This window comes from Janthinobacterium paucivorans, from assembly GCF_051380805.1.
In the GTDB taxonomy this organism is placed as follows: domain Bacteria; phylum Pseudomonadota; class Gammaproteobacteria; order Burkholderiales; family Burkholderiaceae_D; genus Janthinobacterium; species Janthinobacterium lividum_D.
On record NZ_JBNYXR010000007.1, the window covers coordinates 162,723 to 179,683 of the forward strand.

At 59.1% G+C, this 16,961-nt stretch carries 14 protein-coding genes; 10 read left to right on the plus strand and 4 right to left on the minus strand.

Translation table 11 applies throughout. The annotated features are described in order from the left end of the window. Nucleotides 1-268: 268 nt before the first annotated feature. The 3 genes from ACQ4V8_RS11065 to ACQ4V8_RS11075 all read left to right on the plus strand — a co-directional run bounded on the left by ACQ4V8_RS11065 (nucleotide 269) and on the right by ACQ4V8_RS11075 (nucleotide 3,889). Nucleotides 269-2,617 carry a Tex family protein gene (locus ACQ4V8_RS11065; protein WP_010402154.1) on the plus strand — a complete coding sequence of 783 codons (2,349 nt, stop codon included), beginning with the start codon at nucleotides 269-271 and terminating at the stop codon, nucleotides 2,615-2,617. Nucleotides 2,618-2,967: 350 nt separating this feature from the next. Next, a complete protein-coding gene (grxD, locus tag ACQ4V8_RS11070; RefSeq protein ID WP_010402157.1) occupies nucleotides 2,968-3,279 on the plus strand; it encodes a Grx4 family monothiol glutaredoxin in 312 nt (103 codons plus the stop codon). Then, nucleotides 3,272-3,889 (plus strand): UbiX family flavin prenyltransferase, encoded by a 618-nt coding sequence (locus ACQ4V8_RS11075; RefSeq protein ID WP_010402160.1) that lies wholly within the window; start codon nucleotides 3,272-3,274, stop codon nucleotides 3,887-3,889. Before grxD ends, ACQ4V8_RS11075 begins: the two co-directional genes overlap by 8 nt. Nucleotides 3,890-4,036: 147 nt before the next feature. On the opposite strand, the gene ACQ4V8_RS11080 is transcribed toward ACQ4V8_RS11075, so the two are convergent. Then, nucleotides 4,037-4,363, minus strand: coding sequence for a hypothetical protein (locus ACQ4V8_RS11080; protein ID WP_010402161.1), 327 nt, complete (start codon nucleotides 4,361-4,363; stop codon nucleotides 4,037-4,039). Between the two features lie 90 nt (nucleotides 4,364-4,453). Continuing rightward, nucleotides 4,454-4,861 carry a hypothetical protein gene (locus ACQ4V8_RS11085; protein ID WP_043463032.1) on the minus strand — a complete coding sequence of 136 codons (408 nt, stop codon included), beginning with the start codon at nucleotides 4,859-4,861 and terminating at the stop codon, nucleotides 4,454-4,456. A 712-nt stretch (nucleotides 4,862-5,573) separates the two neighbouring features. On the opposite strand from ACQ4V8_RS11085, the gene ACQ4V8_RS11090 reads away from it, so the two are divergent. From ACQ4V8_RS11090 to ACQ4V8_RS11115, 6 genes are all read left to right on the plus strand, one after another. Beyond that, nucleotides 5,574-5,978, plus strand: coding sequence for a MerR family transcriptional regulator (locus ACQ4V8_RS11090; protein ID WP_010402166.1), 405 nt, complete (start codon nucleotides 5,574-5,576; stop codon nucleotides 5,976-5,978). A 195-nt stretch (nucleotides 5,979-6,173) separates the two neighbouring features. Beyond that, the gene (locus ACQ4V8_RS11095) at nucleotides 6,174-7,358 is read left to right on the plus strand and encodes an isovaleryl-CoA dehydrogenase (protein ID WP_436571457.1); all 1,185 of its coding nucleotides are present in this window, start codon (nucleotides 6,174-6,176) and stop codon (nucleotides 7,356-7,358) included. Between the two features lie 53 nt (nucleotides 7,359-7,411). Then, the gene (gene aceK / locus ACQ4V8_RS11100; protein WP_010402168.1) at nucleotides 7,412-9,226 is read left to right on the plus strand and encodes a bifunctional isocitrate dehydrogenase kinase/phosphatase; all 1,815 of its coding nucleotides are present in this window, start codon (nucleotides 7,412-7,414) and stop codon (nucleotides 9,224-9,226) included. Beyond that, entirely contained in the window at nucleotides 9,208-10,404 is a 1,197-nt protein-coding gene (locus tag ACQ4V8_RS11105) for an acetyl-CoA C-acyltransferase (RefSeq protein ID WP_196856531.1), read from the plus strand. The genes aceK and ACQ4V8_RS11105 overlap by 19 nt, the downstream gene beginning before the upstream one ends. Nucleotides 10,405-10,478: 74 nt before the next feature. Further along, nucleotides 10,479-11,147, plus strand: a complete 669-nt coding sequence (locus tag ACQ4V8_RS11110; RefSeq protein ID WP_436571458.1) for an SDR family oxidoreductase — start codon at nucleotides 10,479-10,481, stop codon at nucleotides 11,145-11,147. A 40-nt stretch (nucleotides 11,148-11,187) separates the two neighbouring features. After that, nucleotides 11,188-12,315 carry an acyl-CoA dehydrogenase family protein gene (locus ACQ4V8_RS11115; protein WP_010402171.1) on the plus strand — a complete coding sequence of 376 codons (1,128 nt, stop codon included), beginning with the start codon at nucleotides 11,188-11,190 and terminating at the stop codon, nucleotides 12,313-12,315. A 384-nt stretch (nucleotides 12,316-12,699) separates the two neighbouring features. Here the strand turns inward: ACQ4V8_RS11115 and ACQ4V8_RS11120 are convergent, their stop codons facing one another. Both ACQ4V8_RS11120 and ACQ4V8_RS11125 read right to left on the minus strand, forming a co-directional pair. Next, nucleotides 12,700-13,593: a YihY/virulence factor BrkB family protein gene (locus ACQ4V8_RS11120; protein ID WP_436571484.1), complete on the minus strand. Its 894-nt coding sequence runs from the start codon at nucleotides 13,591-13,593 to the stop codon at nucleotides 12,700-12,702. 107 nt (nucleotides 13,594-13,700) lie between these two features. After that, nucleotides 13,701-15,500 (minus strand): ABC transporter substrate-binding protein, encoded by a 1,800-nt coding sequence (locus ACQ4V8_RS11125; protein WP_436571485.1) that lies wholly within the window; start codon nucleotides 15,498-15,500, stop codon nucleotides 13,701-13,703. A 218-nt stretch (nucleotides 15,501-15,718) separates the two neighbouring features. On the opposite strand from ACQ4V8_RS11125, the gene ACQ4V8_RS11130 reads away from it, so the two are divergent. Beyond that, nucleotides 15,719-16,957 (plus strand): nucleoside recognition domain-containing protein, encoded by a 1,239-nt coding sequence (locus ACQ4V8_RS11130; protein ID WP_436571459.1) that lies wholly within the window; start codon nucleotides 15,719-15,721, stop codon nucleotides 16,955-16,957. The last annotated feature ends 4 nt before the right edge of the window (nucleotides 16,958-16,961 follow it).

A 16,961-nucleotide genomic window follows, 5' to 3' on the forward strand; every position in this document is an offset into this window, starting at 1 on the left:
AATACATGATGCCTAAAAAATAAGTATTTAATACGACACTTGCGGCCCACAAGCGGCAAAAAAGGTGCGTCAACGGCCATTTACGCAGAAACAAGAAGAATCGGCCCATCGTCTGCATCCACATCGGCCGATTGATCATCGCCGGCCACCAGCCCACAGCTGTGGCTCCGTCGATGCTGCTGGCAACGCACAGTCCATTTGCGCTGTCAAGATTGCGCAATCGCGCCGATTGCGTATCATCCCAGGCTTGATCGCTCTGGAAACAACCATGCTGCCCACTATCGAACAACGCCTTGCCCTTGAACTTGTCGCCAAACCAGTGCAGGTTGCCGCCGCCATCGAACTGCTCGACGAAGGCGCGACCGTCCCCTTCATCGCCCGTTACCGCAAGGAAGCGACCGGCGGCCTCGACGATATCCAGCTGCGCCTGCTCGAAGAGCGCTTGCGCTACCTGCGCGAACTCGAAGAGCGGCGCGCCGCCATCGTGGCGTCGATCACGGAACAGAACAAGATGACGCCCGAGCTGCTCGATGCCGTCATGCACGCGGAAGATAAGACGCGCCTCGAAGATTTGTATTTGCCCTACAAGCAAAAGCGCCGCACGAAGGCGCAGATCGCCATCGAAGCGGGCTTGATGCCGCTGGCCGACGGCTTGCTGGAAAACCCGGAACTGACGCCGGAAATGGAAGCGGGCAAGTTCCTGCGCGAAGCATTTACCAGTGCCGACGGCAACAACCCGGGCGTGGCCGACACCAAGGCAGCTCTCGACGGCGCGCGCCAGATCCTGATGGAACGTTTCGCCGAAGACGCAACCTTGCTGCAAACCTTGCGCCAATACGTGCAAGAACACGGCATCGTCGAATCGAAAGTGGTGCAAGGCAAGCAGGACGAAGGCGAAAAGTTCGCCGATTATTTCGACTATTCGGAAACCATTTCGAGCGTGCCATCGCACCGCGCGCTGGCCCTGCTGCGCGGCCGCCGCGAAGGCATCCTCGACGTTACCCTGCGCCTCGATACGGAAGCGGAAAAACCGAAATGGGATGCGCCGCACAACCCGTGTGAAGGCCGCATCGCCGTGCGCTTCGGCATCAAGAACCTCGGCCGCCCGGCCGACAAATGGCTGCTTGATACGGCACGCTGGACCTGGCGCGTGAAAAGCTTCATGCACCTGGAAACGGAACTGATGGGTGCGCTGCGCGAACGTTCGGAACTCGACGCCATCAACGTGTTTGCCACCAATTTGAAGGCGCTGCTGCTGGCCGCGCCGGCCGGCCAGCGCGCCACCATGGGCCTCGATCCAGGCTTGCGCACGGGCGTGAAAGTGGCCGTGGTCGATGCCACCGGCAAGGTAGTCGACACGGCCGTTATCTACCCGCACCAGCCGAAGAATGACTGGGATGGCTCCTTGCACACTCTGGGCCGCCTGGCCGCCAAACACAATGTTTCCTTGATCTCGATAGGCAACGGCACCGCTTCGCGCGAAACGGACAGGCTGGCGCAAGACTTGATCAAGCAGCACCCGGAAGCGAAGATGACGAAGATCGTCGTCTCGGAAGCGGGCGCGTCGGTGTATTCGGCGTCCGAGTTCGCCTCGAAAGAATTGCCGGACATGGATGTGTCCTTGCGCGGCGCCGTCTCGATTGCGCGCCGCCTGCAAGATCCGCTGGCCGAGCTGGTCAAGATCGACCCGAAATCGATCGGCGTGGGCCAGTACCAGCATGACGTGAGTCAAAGCCAGCTGGCCCGCTCGCTCGATGCGGTGGTGGAAGATTGCGTAAACGCCGTCGGCGTGGACGTCAATACGGCCTCGGCGCCGCTGCTGGCGCGCGTCTCCGGCCTGTCGGCCAGCGTGGCGCAAAGCATCGTCAGCTACCGCGACATGAAAGGCGCGTTCACCTCGCGCGCGGCGTTAAAGGCCGTGCCGCGCCTGGGCGATAAAACCTTCGAGCAGGCGGCCGGCTTTTTGCGCGTAACGGGCGGCGACAATCCGCTGGACGCCTCGGCCGTCCACCCGGAATCGTACCCGTTGGTGGAAAAGATTTTGGCCGACATCAAGAAGGACATCCAAGCCGTCATCGGCGAAACGGCGCTGCTGAAAACCCTCAACCCCGCAAAATATGCGGATGAAACGTTTGGCGTGCCAACTATTTCCGACATTTTGAAGGAACTGGAAAAGCCGGGCCGCGATCCACGCCCGGAGTTCACCACCGCCACCTTCAAGGAAGGCGTGGAAGAAATCCGTGACTTGCGCCCGGACATGATTTTAGAGGGCGTCGTCACCAACGTGGCCGCCTTTGGCGCCTTTGTCGACATCGGCGTGCACCAGGATGGCCTGGTGCATATCTCGGCCCTGTCGAGTACCTTCGTCAAGGACCCGCACACGGTGGTGAAAGCTGGCCAGGTCGTGCGCGTGAAAGTGCTGGAAGTCGATGAAAAGCGCAAGCGCATCGCGCTGACCATGCGCTTGACGGACAGCGCGCCGCAAGCCGGCAGCAAGCCCGAGCAAAAGGGCGACCGCAACGACCGTCGCAGCATGGCGCAGCACCAGTCGCAGTCACGCAACGCGCCCGAACCGGCCGGCAGCATGGCCGCCGCGTTCGCCAAGCTGCGCGGTTAAGCCCATCATGGCCGCCAGGCATGACCTTGTCATCCTGGCGGTGGACGCCGCCAGTGCCGGGGCGCAGTTACTGCTCGGCGAATGGTTGCAGCGCATCAATGGCGACAGCGGCCGTTCCTGCTTCGATGGCGCGATAGCGTGGCGACGTTTTATGCAAGACACGACTAAGCACCATGGTTGTCTGGGGCCGCTACGTGGGCGCGGCGCAAGCGATCTGCCTGGGCGGGCAGTTATCAGTAGCAACGTGCACAACGTGGCTGGCTTGACCGATTTATGACTTGAGCCCATACCCGTAGCGTCGTTTTCTTATAAAATGACGGCATCTATTTATTTACCCATCAGAGGCAGCTATGAGCGACGTACAAACCTGGATCAAAGAAACCGTGACAAGCACGCCGGTCGTGCTGTTCATGAAGGGCACGGCCCAGTTCCCGCAGTGTGGCTTTTCCGGCCGCGCCATCCAGATCCTGAAGGCGTGCGGCGTGGAAAACATCGCTACCGTCAACGTGCTCGATGACCCGGAAGTGCGCCAAGGCATCAAGGATTACTCGAACTGGCCTACCATCCCGCAACTGTATGTCAAAGGCGAGTTTATCGGTGGTTCCGATATCATGAATGAAATGTTTGAATCGGGCGAACTGAAGTCCCTGCTCGATGCCTGATCTTCCACTTGCGCGGCCGCGCCGTATCGTCATCGCCATCACGGGTGCCACAGGTGCCGTATATGGCTTGCGGCTGCTGCAATTGCTCGGCGCCATTCCAGGCGTCGAGACGCATCTGGTCTTGTCGGATGCGGCTGTACTCACCCTGCACCAGGAAACTGGCTTGGGACGCAAGGAAATCGAAGCGCAGGCGCACGTGTTGCATAAGCAGCGCGATATTGGCGCGAGTATCGCCAGCGGCTCGTTTCAATCGGACGGCATGGTCATCGCGCCGTGCTCGATGAAGACCCTGGCAGCCGTGGCGCATGGCTTGTCGGATAATTTGATTACGCGGGCAGCCGATGTGGCGCTCAAGGAACGCCGGCGCCTGATTTTGATGGTGCGCGAAACGCCATTCAACTTGGCACACCTGCGCAATATGACCGCCGTGACCGAAATGGGCGGCATCATCTTCCCGCCACTCCCGAGTTTCTACCACCACCCGCGCAGCATCGCCGAGATGGTTGACCATACGGTGGCACGCATCATCGACTTGCTGGGCATCGAGCACGGCCTGGCGCCACGCTGGAATGGTTTGAAAACCCCAGACCAGCCGTCACAAACTGACTAACTACGTGACAAACTACGCACATCACGATGCCTGATAAACGCGTAGCGAGCGCAAGGAAGAGGTGCTGGAGAAGCGCAACCGTGCTCAAGCATAGTGAGCACCGCTGACCGTCTCTGCCGACGCGCAGCAGTTTTGCTCAGGCATCGTTTATCGTTGGTCGAATTGGTGCGCACTCGCCCGCTTCAAATCCCTGGCTTCTTCAACCATCCTGCGGTGGGCGATCCGTTTGCGCATCACTTCCGCATGTTGTGCGGCAGTCATGGGGGGCACGGTCATCAAGTCCTTCAGCTGCGCGGTATTGCTGTAGTTACTTTTCATAGGATGGCTCAAATGCTCGGCTCCGTCGTGGATGAACTGGCTACTTCTGCGCTGATTATGCGCTGGTATTAGCCGCTGCGCCGCTGCGTACGGGATTATCATCAAATAATTCCGCTGCAGCGCAACATGCGAGGTCTTATTATTCGGCACAATCATGTCTCCAGTATGACGCTGCACAAATAAAAGGACGGGGGGGAGCAGCGCCAGCGAAAAGCCGACGGCGCCGACCGGAGTGGGCCTGTATACTTACTTTTGGTAGTTAACTCTGACCAGCATGCGAATAAATTCTCGCGCGATTTGACGGTGATGCTCATCTAGTCTTTGCAAATCAGCAATTAATTTCACGTCGGCAGATTCAAAACGTGATAAAGCACTGCCCGCTTCGCCCTTCGGCGTAGCGCTTTCGGGGCCGCCAAAACGCAACCATTCCGCCGGAACGCCCAGCCATTGGGCAATCATGCGCAATTTTTCTTGCGTGGGAATTGCTTCACCTACTAACCATTTCCTAGCTGCATGCACGGTAATCGGGCGTCCGTCGAAACGGATGTTGAATTCCCGAGCCAGTCTGGTCGGGCTGTCTGGAGAGTAATGGGCGTTTTTGAGAGCCAACTGAAGTCGCTGGCTAAAGCTTTCGCGTTCGTTAGAAGAATTCATAGGTGTACTATTTCATGTTGTAACATGAAAGTCAGTTTCTTGAATGACCAGACAGATTGTTACATTATCAAAGAGAACAAATTAACAATTAACACTCCGGCCGGGCTTTTCGGATACAAATATAGTCCGAATTTTCTCTTGCGATTCTGCATCACGTCAGTCAGATTCGCGGCTATCCTTGATTTTTGCACACAGGCACGATTCAAAGATTCGGTTTGGCATGACAACGTACGGTATCGCACGATGCCCTCCTCTGCCGATACATGCGATGCCCATGCCATACAATTTCTTGTAGACAAAATTTCCAGAAGGGTCATGTTATTTTCAACATGGAAATAATTTGCACAAGTTGCCTATAGTAAACGTTGTTTTTTGATCGTTCCTAATGGAAAGAATCTGTGCCAAAAAATTTTACTGCCATCACAGCGAAAAGAATGTCGCCGTTGTGCCAGGAAAGCTCTTTTTGCTGTCATCTTGGCCACCAACTCTCGATCTTAAGCGTGTTTGCGTAAGAGGAATCAATTTATTTTCAGTAACTGTTATCCAATTAACCAAATTCCCATGTTCATCGCCTCACCTTTCTTTATTGCAGCACGGCCAGGGCGCGCTACAATAGTATTGACGTTAACGTCAACGGTACTTTGCCACCCGCCTGCCCCGCAGCACCCCATTTAGCGACAGATCACCCATGCAACCGACACCGTCCGCAGCAATGACGACCTATACCATCACCGAACTGGCGCGGGAATTCGACATCACGGCGCGCGCCATCCGTTTCTATGAAGACCAAGGCTTGCTCAGCCCGAAACGCGAAGGCGCGGGCGGGCGCAGCCGCGTCTACACGCCGCGCGACCGCACCCGCCTCAAACTGACCCTGCGCGGCAAGCGCCTGGGACTGGCGCTGTCGGAGATCAAGAGCCTGGTCGACATGTACGAATCGCCAAAGGACACGCGCGCGCAGATGGACCGTTTCCTGGGCGTGCTGGCGCAGCACCGGCAGACCCTGGAGCAACAGCGCATCGATATCGAAATGGCGCTGGCGGAAATCAGCGCGCATGAAGACGCCTGCGCGCGCATGCTGGCAGACTTGAACATGGACGCGGCGCCAACAAACTGAATGGCCGGGCGGCAGGCGCTGGCAGCACGCGCAGCGCCTGCCGCGCTTCACTTTATGCGTCTCACTTTATGCGGCTCACTTTATACGCTTCACTTTACGCGCCTCACTTTACGTTTACGTAAACGTCACAACTGAGTATCATAGCTTCACTGACCCGGCGTCCATGAACGCCACACTTATAACGACGAGGACGACATGCTCCATCTCCCAGGCTTGACCTTTGACCACGGCGACGACATCGCTTCCCTAAGAGAAGCAATCCAACAATTTGCCGCCGCCGAAATCGCGCCGCGTGCGGCCGAAATCGACCGTACCGACCAGTTCCCCATGGACCTGTGGCGCAAGATGGGCGAGATGGGCTTGCTCGGCATCACCGTCAGCGAAGAATACGGCGGCGCCGGCATGGGCTATCTGGCGCACATCATCGCCATGGAAGAAATCTCGCGCGCCTCGGCTTCCGTCGGCCTGTCCTACGGCGCCCACTCGAACCTGTGCGTCAACCAGATCAATCGCAATGGCTCGGCCGAGCAAAAGGCGAAATACCTGCCGAAACTGATCACGGGCGAGCACATCGGCGCCTTGGCCATGTCGGAACCGAATGCGGGCTCGGACGTCGTCAGCATGAAACTGCGCGCCGACTTCAAGGGTGACCGCTGGGTCTTGAACGGTACCAAGATGTGGATCACCAACGGCCCCGACGCGGACGTGCTGGTGGTGTACGCGAAAAACGACCTGGAAGCGGGCCCGCGCGGCATGACGGCTTTCCTGATCGAAAAGAATTTCAAGGGCTTTTCCATCGCACAAAAGCTCGACAAGCTGGGCATGCGCGGCTCGCACACGGGCGAGCTGGTATTCCAGGATTGCGAAGTGCCGGCCGAAAACGTGCTCGGCGGCCTGGGCAAGGGTGTCAACGTGCTGATGTCGGGCCTCGATTTCGAGCGCACCGTATTGTCCGGCGGTCCGCTGGGCATCATGCAGGCATGCATGGACCTGGTCGTGCCCTACGTGCATGACCGCAAGCAATTCGGCCAAGCCATCGGCGAATTCCAATTGATGCAAGGCAAACTGGCCGACATGTATTCGACCATGATGGCGTGCAAGGCCTATGTGTATGCCGTGGGCCAGGCTTGCGACCGCGCCACCACGCCGGAAGCCGTGCGCCAGTTGCGCAAGGATGCGGCCGGCGCCATTCTGTATAGTGCAGAGAAGGCGACCTGGATGGCAGGCGAAGCGATCCAGGCCCTGGGCGGTAACGGCTACATCAATGAGTATCCGGCCGGCCGCCTGTGGCGCGATGCCAAGCTGTATGAAATCGGCGCCGGGACCAGCGAAATCCGCCGCATGCTGATAGGCCGCGAATTGTTTGCGGAAACCAAGTAAGCCTGGGCGCGCGGCAATCGACTGGGTGATGCGCCATTCATGCGAGCACAACTATGACGCAAATTGCCTTCCCAAAATTGCTTTCTTCACAGATTGCATTCGATATCGCGCGCACCATCCGCGACGGCTTTGACAAGCATTACCGTCTGTTCCGCGCAAGCAGCCAGCACGCCAAGCGGTATTTCGAGCAAGGCGACTGGGCTGCGGCACAGGCGGCGGCCCGCGAACGCATCGACTTTTACGACAAGCGCGTGCAGGAATGCGTGCAAATGCTCGAAGATGAGTACGAAGAGTCGGAGTTGAGCGATGAAGTGTGGCGCGAGCTCAAGCTGCACTACATCGGCATGCTGAGCGAGCACAAGCAGCCGGAACTGGCGGAAACTTTCTTCAATTCCGTCTGCTGCAACATTTTGCACCGCACGTATTTCAACAACGACTATATTTTCGTGCGACCCGTGGTTTCGACGGAATACATCGAAACGCACGATCCGCTGCCCACCTACCGCGTGTATTACCCCGGCAAGGATGGCTTGCGCCACACCCTGACGCGCATGCTCAGCAACTTCCAGCTGGACTGCGAATTTGCCAACCTGGAGCGTGACGTAGCCCAGGTGGAAGCGCGCCTGCAGCAACTGTTCGGCGAGGACAGACTGGAGCCGAACCACCAACTCCAGGTCTTGACCAGTTTGTTCTACCGCAACAAGGGCGCCTATCTGGTCGGCAAGGGCATCAACGGCAACCGCGAATACCCGTTTGTCGTGCCTATCCTGCACAACCGCCACGGCAAGCTGGTACTCGACACGGTACTGTTCGAGCAGCAGCACATTGCCCTACTATTTTCGTTCACGCGTGCCTATTTCATGGTCGATATGGAAGTGCCGTCGGCCTATGTGCAATTCCTGCGCAGCTTGCTGCCACGCAAACCGCGCAGCGAAATTTATACAATACTGGGCCTGCAAAAACAGGGCAAGACGCTGTTTTACCGCGACTACCTGCAACATCTGAAGCACTCATCGGACCACTTCGAAAGCGCGCCCGGCATCCGCGGCCTGGTGATGCTGGTGTTTACCCTGCCGTCGTTTCCCTATGTCTTCAAGGTCATCAAGGATTTTTTCCCGCCGCCCAAGGAAACCACGCGCGCGCAAGTCCAGCAAAAATATTTGCTGGTGAAACACCACGACCGCGTAGGCCGCATGGCCGACACGCTCGAGTATTCCAACGTGGCCTTTCCCCGCGCCCGCTTTGCCGAAGAACTGCTGGCCGAGCTCAAGCAGTTCGCCCCCTCGCTGATCGAAGAAGACCAGGAGCAGCTCATCATCCGCCACCTGTACATCGAGCGGCGCATGGTGCCGCTGAACATGTGGCTGAGCAATGCCGAGAAGGAAGGCCGCGATGACCTGGTCGAGCACGCCATCATGGAGTACGGCAACGCCATCAAGGAGCTGGTGGCGGCGAATATATTTCCGGGCGACATGCTGTATAAAAACTTTGGCGTGACCCGTCATCAACGCGTCGTATTTTACGATTACGATGAAATCGAATACATCACCGATTGCCAGTTCCGCGTCATCCCCCAGGCGCGTACGGAAGAAGAGGAAATGTCGGCCGAAGCGTGGTATCCCATCGGCAAGCATGATGTGTTTCCGGAGCAATTCGGCACCTTCCTGCTGGGCAATCCCCGCATCCGCAGCTATTTCATGCAGCACCATGCCGACCTGCTGACGGCGCAGTATTGGCAGGCGCGCAAGCAACGCATCGAGGACGGCCATATCGAGGACGTCTTCCCGTATCCGCAACATCTGCGTTTTTGTATGCAAGCACCACCCCAAACCCCAACCGGAGATCCAATATGCATGATCCAGTCGTAATCGTCGGTGCCGCGCGCACCCCCATGGGCGCCTTCCAGGGCGATTTTGCCAACCTCAGCGCCAGCGATCTGGGCGCCGTGGCCATCCGCGCCGCCGTGGAACGGGCCGGCGTAGCGCCGGAAGCCATTGAACACGTGTATTTCGGCAATTGCCTGATGGCCGGCCAGGGCCAGGCGCCCGCGCGCCAAGCCTTGCGCAAGGCTGGCTTGCCGGACTCCACGGGCGCCGTGACGCTGTCGAAAATGTGTGGCTCGGCCATGCAAACGACCATGTTCGCGCACGACACCTTGCTCGCCGGCAGCGCCGACGTGGTGGTGGCCGGTGGCATGGAATCGATGACCAACGCCCCCTACCTGGTGCCGAAGGCGCGCGGCGGCTACCGCATCGGCCACGGCATGATCTACGACCACATGATGATGGATGGCCTGGAAGACGCCTACAGCCGCGATGAAAAGGGCAATGCACGCTCGATGGGCACGTTTGCCGAAGAATGCGCGAGCCAATACAGCTTCACGCGCGAAGCGCAGGATGCGTTTGCCATCGAATCGGTAAAACGCGCGCAGGCGGCCACCAAGGATGGCAGTTTCGCATGGGAAATCGTGCCCGTGACCGTCTCCGGGCGCGGCGGCGACACCATCGTCAGCATCGATGAAGGCCCGCAAAAAGCCCGCCTGGAAAAAATCCCGACCTTGAAAGCCGCTTTCAAGAAAGATGGCACCATCACGGCCGCCTCGTCTTCGTCGATCAACGATGGCGCAGCCGCCCTCGTGCTGATGCGCGAATCGACGGCGAAAAAGCTCGGTTGCACCGTCATCGCAAGAATTCACGGCCACGCCACGCACGCGCAGGCACCGAACGAATTCACCACGGCACCCATCGGCGCCATCAAGAAGCTGTACGCCAAAACGGGCTGGAGCAGCAGCAAGGTGGACTTGTTCGAGATCAATGAAGCCTTCGCCGCCGTGCCGATGGCCGCCATGCACGACCTCGACATTGCGCACAGCAAGATCAACATCCACGGCGGCGCATGCGCGCTGGGCCACCCGATCGGCGCCTCGGGCGCGCGCATCATCGTCACCCTGCTGGGCGCCTTGAAGAAAACCGGCGGCAAGCGCGGCGTGGCAGCCCTGTGCATCGGCGGTGGCGAAGCGACGGCGATGGCGATCGAACTGGTATAAGCTGCACGCAAGCACGGGCGCGCACGGCCATCATTGCCCGGTGCGCGCCCTTTCATTCATTCCAGGGAGAACACATGCCTACCGCCTTGATCATCGGTGCCTCGCGCGGCATCGGCCACGAAATTGTCCGCCAATACCGCCACGATGGCTGGCGAGTGATCGCCACGGCGCGCACAGCGGACGCTTGCGATGCCCTCAGGCAAATGGGCGTGGAAGCGCACCAGCTTGACGTGACGGATATGCAGGGCTGTGCCGGCCTGGGCAGGAAGCTCGACGGTGAAAAGCTCGACGTGGCCATCCTCAACGCGGGCGCCTATGGCCCGCGTCAGGACGCTTGTCCTGCGCAAGCAGATTTCGATGCCGTCATGCACACCAATGTGCTGGCAGCCATGCGGCTGCTGCCGATATTGGCACCACTGGTGCTCGATGCCAAAGGCAAACTGGCCGTGCTGTCCTCGCACATGGGCTCCTTGGGCGAGCGCAGCAACCCCAACGGTTCGCTGTACCGCGCCAGCAAGGCTGCCTTAAATTCCGTGCTGATCGACACGGCCCTCGTGCATGGCCCACTTGGCGTCAGCTGCGTGGCGTTCCATCCGGGCTGGGTACGCACCGACATGGGCGGGGCTGACGCTGATATCTCGCCAGAGGAAAGCGCTGCCGGCATGCGCGCCACCCTGGCCAGCCTGCCGGCCACGGACAAGGCCGTGTTCTGCAATTACGATGGCAAACCCATCGCCTGGTAATACGCACGCACACCCTATAAAAACAACGAGACGACGTCCCATGATACTCAATGAAGAACAGACAATGATCCAGGAAGCGCTGCGCAGTTTTTCGCGCGAGCGCCTGGTCCCCAACGCGGCCCGCTGGGATAAGGAACATCATTTCCCGAAAGAACAATTGCAGGAACTGGCCGCGCTGGGCGCTTTTGGCGTAGCCGTGCCGGAAGCGTTGGGCGGCGCCGGCCTCGACTACGTATCGCTGGCCCTGGTGCTGGAAGAAATCGCCGCCGGCGATGGCGGCACCTCGACCATCATTTCCGTCAACAATTGTCCCGTGTGCAGCATCGCCATGATGTACGCCAACGAGGCGCAAAAGGAACAATGGCTGCGGCCGCTGGCGCAAGGCGCCATGCTGGGCGCGTTTTGCCTGACGGAACCGCATACAGGCAGCGACGCCTCGGCCCTGCGCACCACGGCCACCCGCGAAGGCAATGAATACGTCCTCAACGGCACGAAACAGTTCATTACCAGCGGCAAGTATGCGGACGTGGCCATCGTCATGGCCGTGACCGACAAGACGGCCGGCAAGCGCGGCATCAGCGCCTTCTGGGTAGCGACGAACACGCCCGGCTACATCGTGGCGGGACTGGAACAGAAGATGGGCCAGCACTCGTCAGACACGGCGCAAATCCTGTTCGACAACTGCCGCATCCCGGCGGAAAATCTGATCGGTGAAGAAGGGCAAGGCTACAAGATCGCCCTGTCCGGCCTGGAAGGCGGACGCATCGGCATCGCCTCGCAAGCGGTAGGCATGGCGCGCGCCGCGTATGAAGCGGCCCTGCACTACGCGCGCGAACGGGAAAGCTTCGGCAAACCCATCTATGAGCACCAGGCCGTGCAATTCCGCCTGGCCGACATGGCCACGCAAATCGAAGCAGCACGCCAGCTGATACACCACGCAGCGGCCATGAAGGATGCAGGCCTGCCCTGCCTGAAGGAAGCGGCCATGGCCAAGCTGTTTGCCTCGGAGATGGCGGAAAAAGTATGCTCGGATGCGATCCAGGTACACGGTGGCTATGGTTATGTGTCCGACTTCCCCGTCGAGCGCATTTACCGCGACGTGCGCGTGTGCCAGATTTACGAGGGCACCAGCGATATTCAGAAGATTTTGATTGCAAGGGCGTTGTAAACCCAACGGCAAATGCCGGGGTCGTACCCTTCAGGGTACGACCCCGGGGCTACGCCGCTGGGTTTTCAATAGACGAAAAAAAAGCCTACTCAGGGTAGGCTTCGTTCCAATGTATTACCAATGCTTTAATCGTGTCATGGATGCCAGTGCTATCTGCAAAGTGCATCTTGATTGTCGGACTCCCATGCTATCTGCATAGTGACTCCAAGGTGTAGCGACCATCGTATCCGGAATTACAAAATCCATTCTTCGCACTGTCACGCCATCGACATTACACCTGCCGCTCGCCGCGCTGAACTGGATAGTGAGATAATTTGCTGCCAAATCTCAATCACTGAACGGAGTATAGCACAGCCTTTTGTGCAGCGCAATAATCTTTTTAAATCAAGTCCTTAGCGCCAGCGGCTTGTCTTCTTCGCCACCGCGGGCCACTCTTTCGTATTCGGAAATCACTTGCGCGCCCAGCAGCAGCAAGGTGGCGCCGATTTCCAGGCTGAACATGACGACGATGGCCGTCGTCATCGAGCCATACACAACATTGACCTGCGACAGGGTAGAAAAATACCAGACCAGCACATGGCGCGCGATTTCCCACAGCAGGGCCGCCGTCACGCCGCCGATCAGCGCATGCGTGATCGACAAGCGCCCCACGGGCATGACCAGGTAAATCGCGCTGAGCACGAGGATTTCGCCGACCAGCCCCAGCAAATACAGCAGCACGCCGGACACGCCTTGCAAGCCCCAGTCATGGCGCAAAAAACGCACGCTTTCCTCGCTCATCACTTGCAGACTGCCCGCCACCACGGTGATGAGCAAAATACCCACGCCCAGGCACAGGATGAAGCAATACGGCAGCACGGCGGAAATGAGGAAATGGCGGCGGCGGATGGCCACGCGGTGAATAAAGATCACGCTCATGGCGTTTTCCAGCACGGTAAACGCCAGCGAGCTGAAAAACAGCATGGTCAGCAGCAACAGCCAGCCGATCACGCCCCGATTCTGGAGGAAATGCGCGACTTCGGCCACGATGGCCTTCGATTGCCCCGGCACCAGCCACTCCAGGTAATGGCCTATGGTTTGCAGCAATTCATCCTGTGCAATCACATGCGACAGGGCGACCACTACCAGCATCAACAGGGGCACGATGGACAGCAGCGAGTAATACGCGACGGCGCCCGCCAGCAGCAAGCCCTGGTTGGCGCGGAAACCCTTCAACACCTGCAGCGCGAAGGCCAGCGGATGGCTGAGGATGTAGCTACTGGCGTGGCGCTTGATCATGTCGGGTACGCTAAAGAAGGCGGCGCAGCCTCGTGCCGCGCCCGTCATCACACGAGCATACTGACAATCGCCGTGCCCCACCGTACGCTAGCAGACGGCCGACACATTCAAGGGCGGCCCCTGGCGGGATCAACGTCCAGGTAACGCCAGGAGGTGAATTCGACGGGGTGGCGCCTGTAGTTTTTTAGCCATGGTTGCTGCAGGTCGGCAGAGATGGGATGCGTCAGCAACACCCACGGCGTGTACGCGTGGATCAGCTGGAACAGGTCGAAGTACAGGCTGCGTCGGCGCGGCGTATCCGATAGCAGGCGCGCCTCCTCATAGCGCTTATTGTAATCGGGCAAGTTGAAGCGGGCATAGTTGGCGCGGCCAACGTTGCCGCCATATAACAGCTGCATAAAGTTATCACCATCGGGGAAGTCGGCGATCCAGTTGGTCTCGAACATTTGCACCTTGCCCAGGCGCGACGCCTTGATGATTTCCGTCTTCTTATCGCTCTTAAATTCGACGCGCAAGCCGATAGCGTTCAAGTTGCGGCGCCACAGCTCATCGCGCAGCCGTCCCACCGTGCTCGGCTCCGTGTGCATGGTCAAAGTCAAGGGCGTGCCATCGGGCTGCGTGCGAAAACCGTCGACGCCCACCTTGTAGCCAAAGCGTTCCAGCAGGGCGCGCGCCAGCACCGGGTCGTAGCCGACTGGGCTGCGGTAGTGCTGGTCGTAACCGAGCACATTGGGCGGCAGCGGCGATTGTGCCGGCAAGGCCAGGTCATTTTTGAGCAGCGCGATGTCTTCACGGCTGTTGTAGCTGAGGGCGATGGCGCGCCGCAGGGCCAGCTTATCCTTGCTCTTGCCGCCCAGCACAGGGTCGTCCATGTTCATCCACATGTAATACGTTTGCAGCACGGGAAAGCGCGTCAGCTGCAAGCCCTTGGCGGCCAGCGCCGGCTTGAGCGCACCGTTTTCCAGCACCATGTCCGTCATCGATTCCGGCACTTGTTCCAGGTAATCGAATTCGCCTTTCAGAAAACCCAGCATGCGCGATTGATACTCCTCCACGATGCGCACCTCGATGCGCTCGACCAGGGGCAAGCGCTTGCCTTCCAGCGCGGCGGCGATGGCGCGCGCATCGGGCGGCAAGGCAGCCAGCGCCTTGGCATCCGTATGCAACACGGTAGGACGGAACGTCGGATTGGCTTGCAGCACGATCTTGTCGCTGTGCTGCCATTGCTTCACCAGGAACGGCCCCGTGCCGACGGGATGGTTGCCGATCTGCCCCGGCGCCGCATACGCTTCGGCCACTTCGCGCGCCACCACGGCGGTCGCTGGCATGGCCAGGTAAAACAGGAAGTTCGGGTCGACGCCGTTCAAGCGGATGCGCAAGGTATATTTGTCCAGCGCCTGCAAGCCGGCGATCGGCGTGTCGTAGCTGAATTTGGTTTTCAAGGCCGCGTCGCCGACCAGCTTGTCTTCCAGCAAGAACAGCCACGGCGACTTCAGGCTGGGGTCATACAAGCGCGTCAGGCTGTAGACATAATCTTGCGCCGTCACTTCGCGCGGCTGGCCCTTGAAGGCGGGGTCGGGCGTGAAGAAAATACCGGGCTGCAAGTGAAAGGTATAGCTGCGTCCGCCATCGTCCACACTCGGCAAACCACGCGCCGTATTGCCCTGAAGCTGCACCGGGCGCGCCAGGTAGTCATAGCGCAGCAGCGGGTCAAAGATATTTTCCATCAAGTTCAAGCTGGCCAGGTCGGACGCCACGGCCGGGTCCAAGCCCGTCTCGCTGGTGCTCAAAAACAAATGCAGGGTCTTGTTCGCGCGCGCGCGCGCATCGGTGGCGGCATGCGCGGGCGCGGTGAAGAGCGTCAACAGGGCCAGGCTGGCGGCGCAGGCGGTTTTGCGTAAAAACATCATCAGTGATCCAGTGCAGACAGGGCTAACAAACAAACGTGAAGAACGGGCATCACCGGCACTACTCGGGCACAGTACGGGGCGCCAATCAAAACAGGCTGCCAGCTTATAACTTTTTGGCAGGTGATTGCTGCATTCTTTCATCAACGGGTGTCGGGCTGCCTCTATACTTTGCTTGCAGCTCCTTTCACCTCTCCGTCACACCAAACTGATCGCATATGGCACTTAATTACATCTGGTCCGGCTTTTTCCTCGTTGGCTTCCTGGCCGCAGTGCTGCAATGGCTGTTTCTCGGCGATACCGATATCTTCAAGCGCATCATCGATGGCACGTTCGAGACGGCGCGCATGGGCGTGATGGATATCGCCCTGCCGCTGACGGGCGTGATGACCTTATGGCTGGGCATCATGAACATCGGTGAAAAGGCAGGCATCGTCGGCTGGCTGGCGAAAGTGATCGCGCCTTTCTTTTCGCGCATCTTCCCGGAAATTCCAAAAGACCATCCGGCCACCGGCCACATGGTGATGAATTTCTCGGCCAACCTGCTGGGCCTGGACAATGCGGCCACGCCCTTCGGCTTGAAAGCCATGGAAAGCCTGCAAACCTTGAACCCGAACAAGGAAGAGGCGACGAATGCACAAATCATGTTCCTGGTGCTGCACACCTCGGGCCTGACGCTGATTCCGCTGGCCATCATGGCGCAGCGCTCCATCCTCGGCGCGGCCGACCCGTCCGACATCTTTATCCCCTGCATGATCGCCACCTATGTGGCCACCATGGTCGGCATCATCACGGTATCCATCAAGCAACGCATCAACCTGCTCAACCGCGTCGTGCTGGGCTGGATGGGCGGCATGACGGGCGCCATCGTCGCCATGATCTGGTACTTCACGCAATACCTGACGAAACAGGAAATCGAACTGGTGTCGAAAGTGGTCAGCAACCTGGTCTTGATCAGCGTCATCGCCATCTTCATCATCGGCGCCTTGCGCAAGAAGGTGAATGTGTATGACGCCTTCATCGAGGGAGCGAAAGGCGGCATACAGACCTCGATTACCGTGATTCCCTACCTGGTCGGCATGCTGGTGGCCATCAGCGTGATCCGCAACGCGGGCGTGTTCAATTTCCTGATGAGCGGCATGAACTGGTTCTTCGCCAACCTGGGCATCAACACGGATTTCGTGCCCGCCCTGCCGACCGCCATGATGAAGCCGCTCAGCGGCTCCGGCTCGAAAGCCATGATGATCGACGCCATGAATACCTACGGCGTCGACTCCTTCGTCGGTCGCCTGGCATGCGTCTTCCAGGGTTCGGCCGACACCACCTTCTACATCGTGGCCCTGTACTTCGGCTCGGTAGGCATCCGCAAGACGCGCTATGCGATCACGGCCGGCCTCATCGCGGATCTGGCTGGCGTGGTCACGGCCGTCTTTGTCGCCTACGTCTTTTTCCACTAAGGAG

Excerpts from the sequence above, each read along its gene's own strand:
- ACQ4V8_RS11125 (WP_436571485.1), bottom strand. The coding sequence starts at position 15,500 with ATGTTTTTACGCAAAACCGCCTGCGCCGCCAGCCTGGCCCTGTTGACG.
- ACQ4V8_RS11065 (WP_010402154.1), top strand. The coding sequence starts at position 269 with ATGCTGCCCACTATCGAACAACGCCTTGCCCTTGAACTTGTCGCCAAA.
- ACQ4V8_RS11120 (WP_436571484.1), bottom strand. The coding sequence starts at position 13,593 with ATGATCAAGCGCCACGCCAGTAGCTACATCCTCAGCCATCCGCTGGCC.
- ACQ4V8_RS11130 (WP_436571459.1), top strand. The coding sequence starts at position 15,719 with ATGGCACTTAATTACATCTGGTCCGGCTTTTTCCTCGTTGGCTTCCTG.
- ACQ4V8_RS11085 (WP_043463032.1), bottom strand. The coding sequence starts at position 4,861 with ATGAATTCTTCTAACGAACGCGAAAGCTTTAGCCAGCGACTTCAGTTG.
- ACQ4V8_RS11110 (WP_436571458.1), top strand. The coding sequence starts at position 10,479 with ATGCCTACCGCCTTGATCATCGGTGCCTCGCGCGGCATCGGCCACGAA.
- ACQ4V8_RS11080 (WP_010402161.1), bottom strand. The coding sequence starts at position 4,363 with ATGATTGTGCCGAATAATAAGACCTCGCATGTTGCGCTGCAGCGGAAT.
- aceK (WP_010402168.1), top strand. The coding sequence starts at position 7,412 with ATGACGCAAATTGCCTTCCCAAAATTGCTTTCTTCACAGATTGCATTC.
- ACQ4V8_RS11115 (WP_010402171.1), top strand. The coding sequence starts at position 11,188 with ATGATACTCAATGAAGAACAGACAATGATCCAGGAAGCGCTGCGCAGT.
- ACQ4V8_RS11075 (WP_010402160.1), top strand. The coding sequence starts at position 3,272 with ATGCCTGATCTTCCACTTGCGCGGCCGCGCCGTATCGTCATCGCCATC.
- ACQ4V8_RS11090 (WP_010402166.1), top strand. The coding sequence starts at position 5,574 with ATGACGACCTATACCATCACCGAACTGGCGCGGGAATTCGACATCACG.
- ACQ4V8_RS11105 (WP_196856531.1), top strand. The coding sequence starts at position 9,208 with ATGCATGATCCAGTCGTAATCGTCGGTGCCGCGCGCACCCCCATGGGC.
- grxD (WP_010402157.1), top strand. The coding sequence starts at position 2,968 with ATGAGCGACGTACAAACCTGGATCAAAGAAACCGTGACAAGCACGCCG.
- ACQ4V8_RS11095 (WP_436571457.1), top strand. The coding sequence starts at position 6,174 with ATGCTCCATCTCCCAGGCTTGACCTTTGACCACGGCGACGACATCGCT.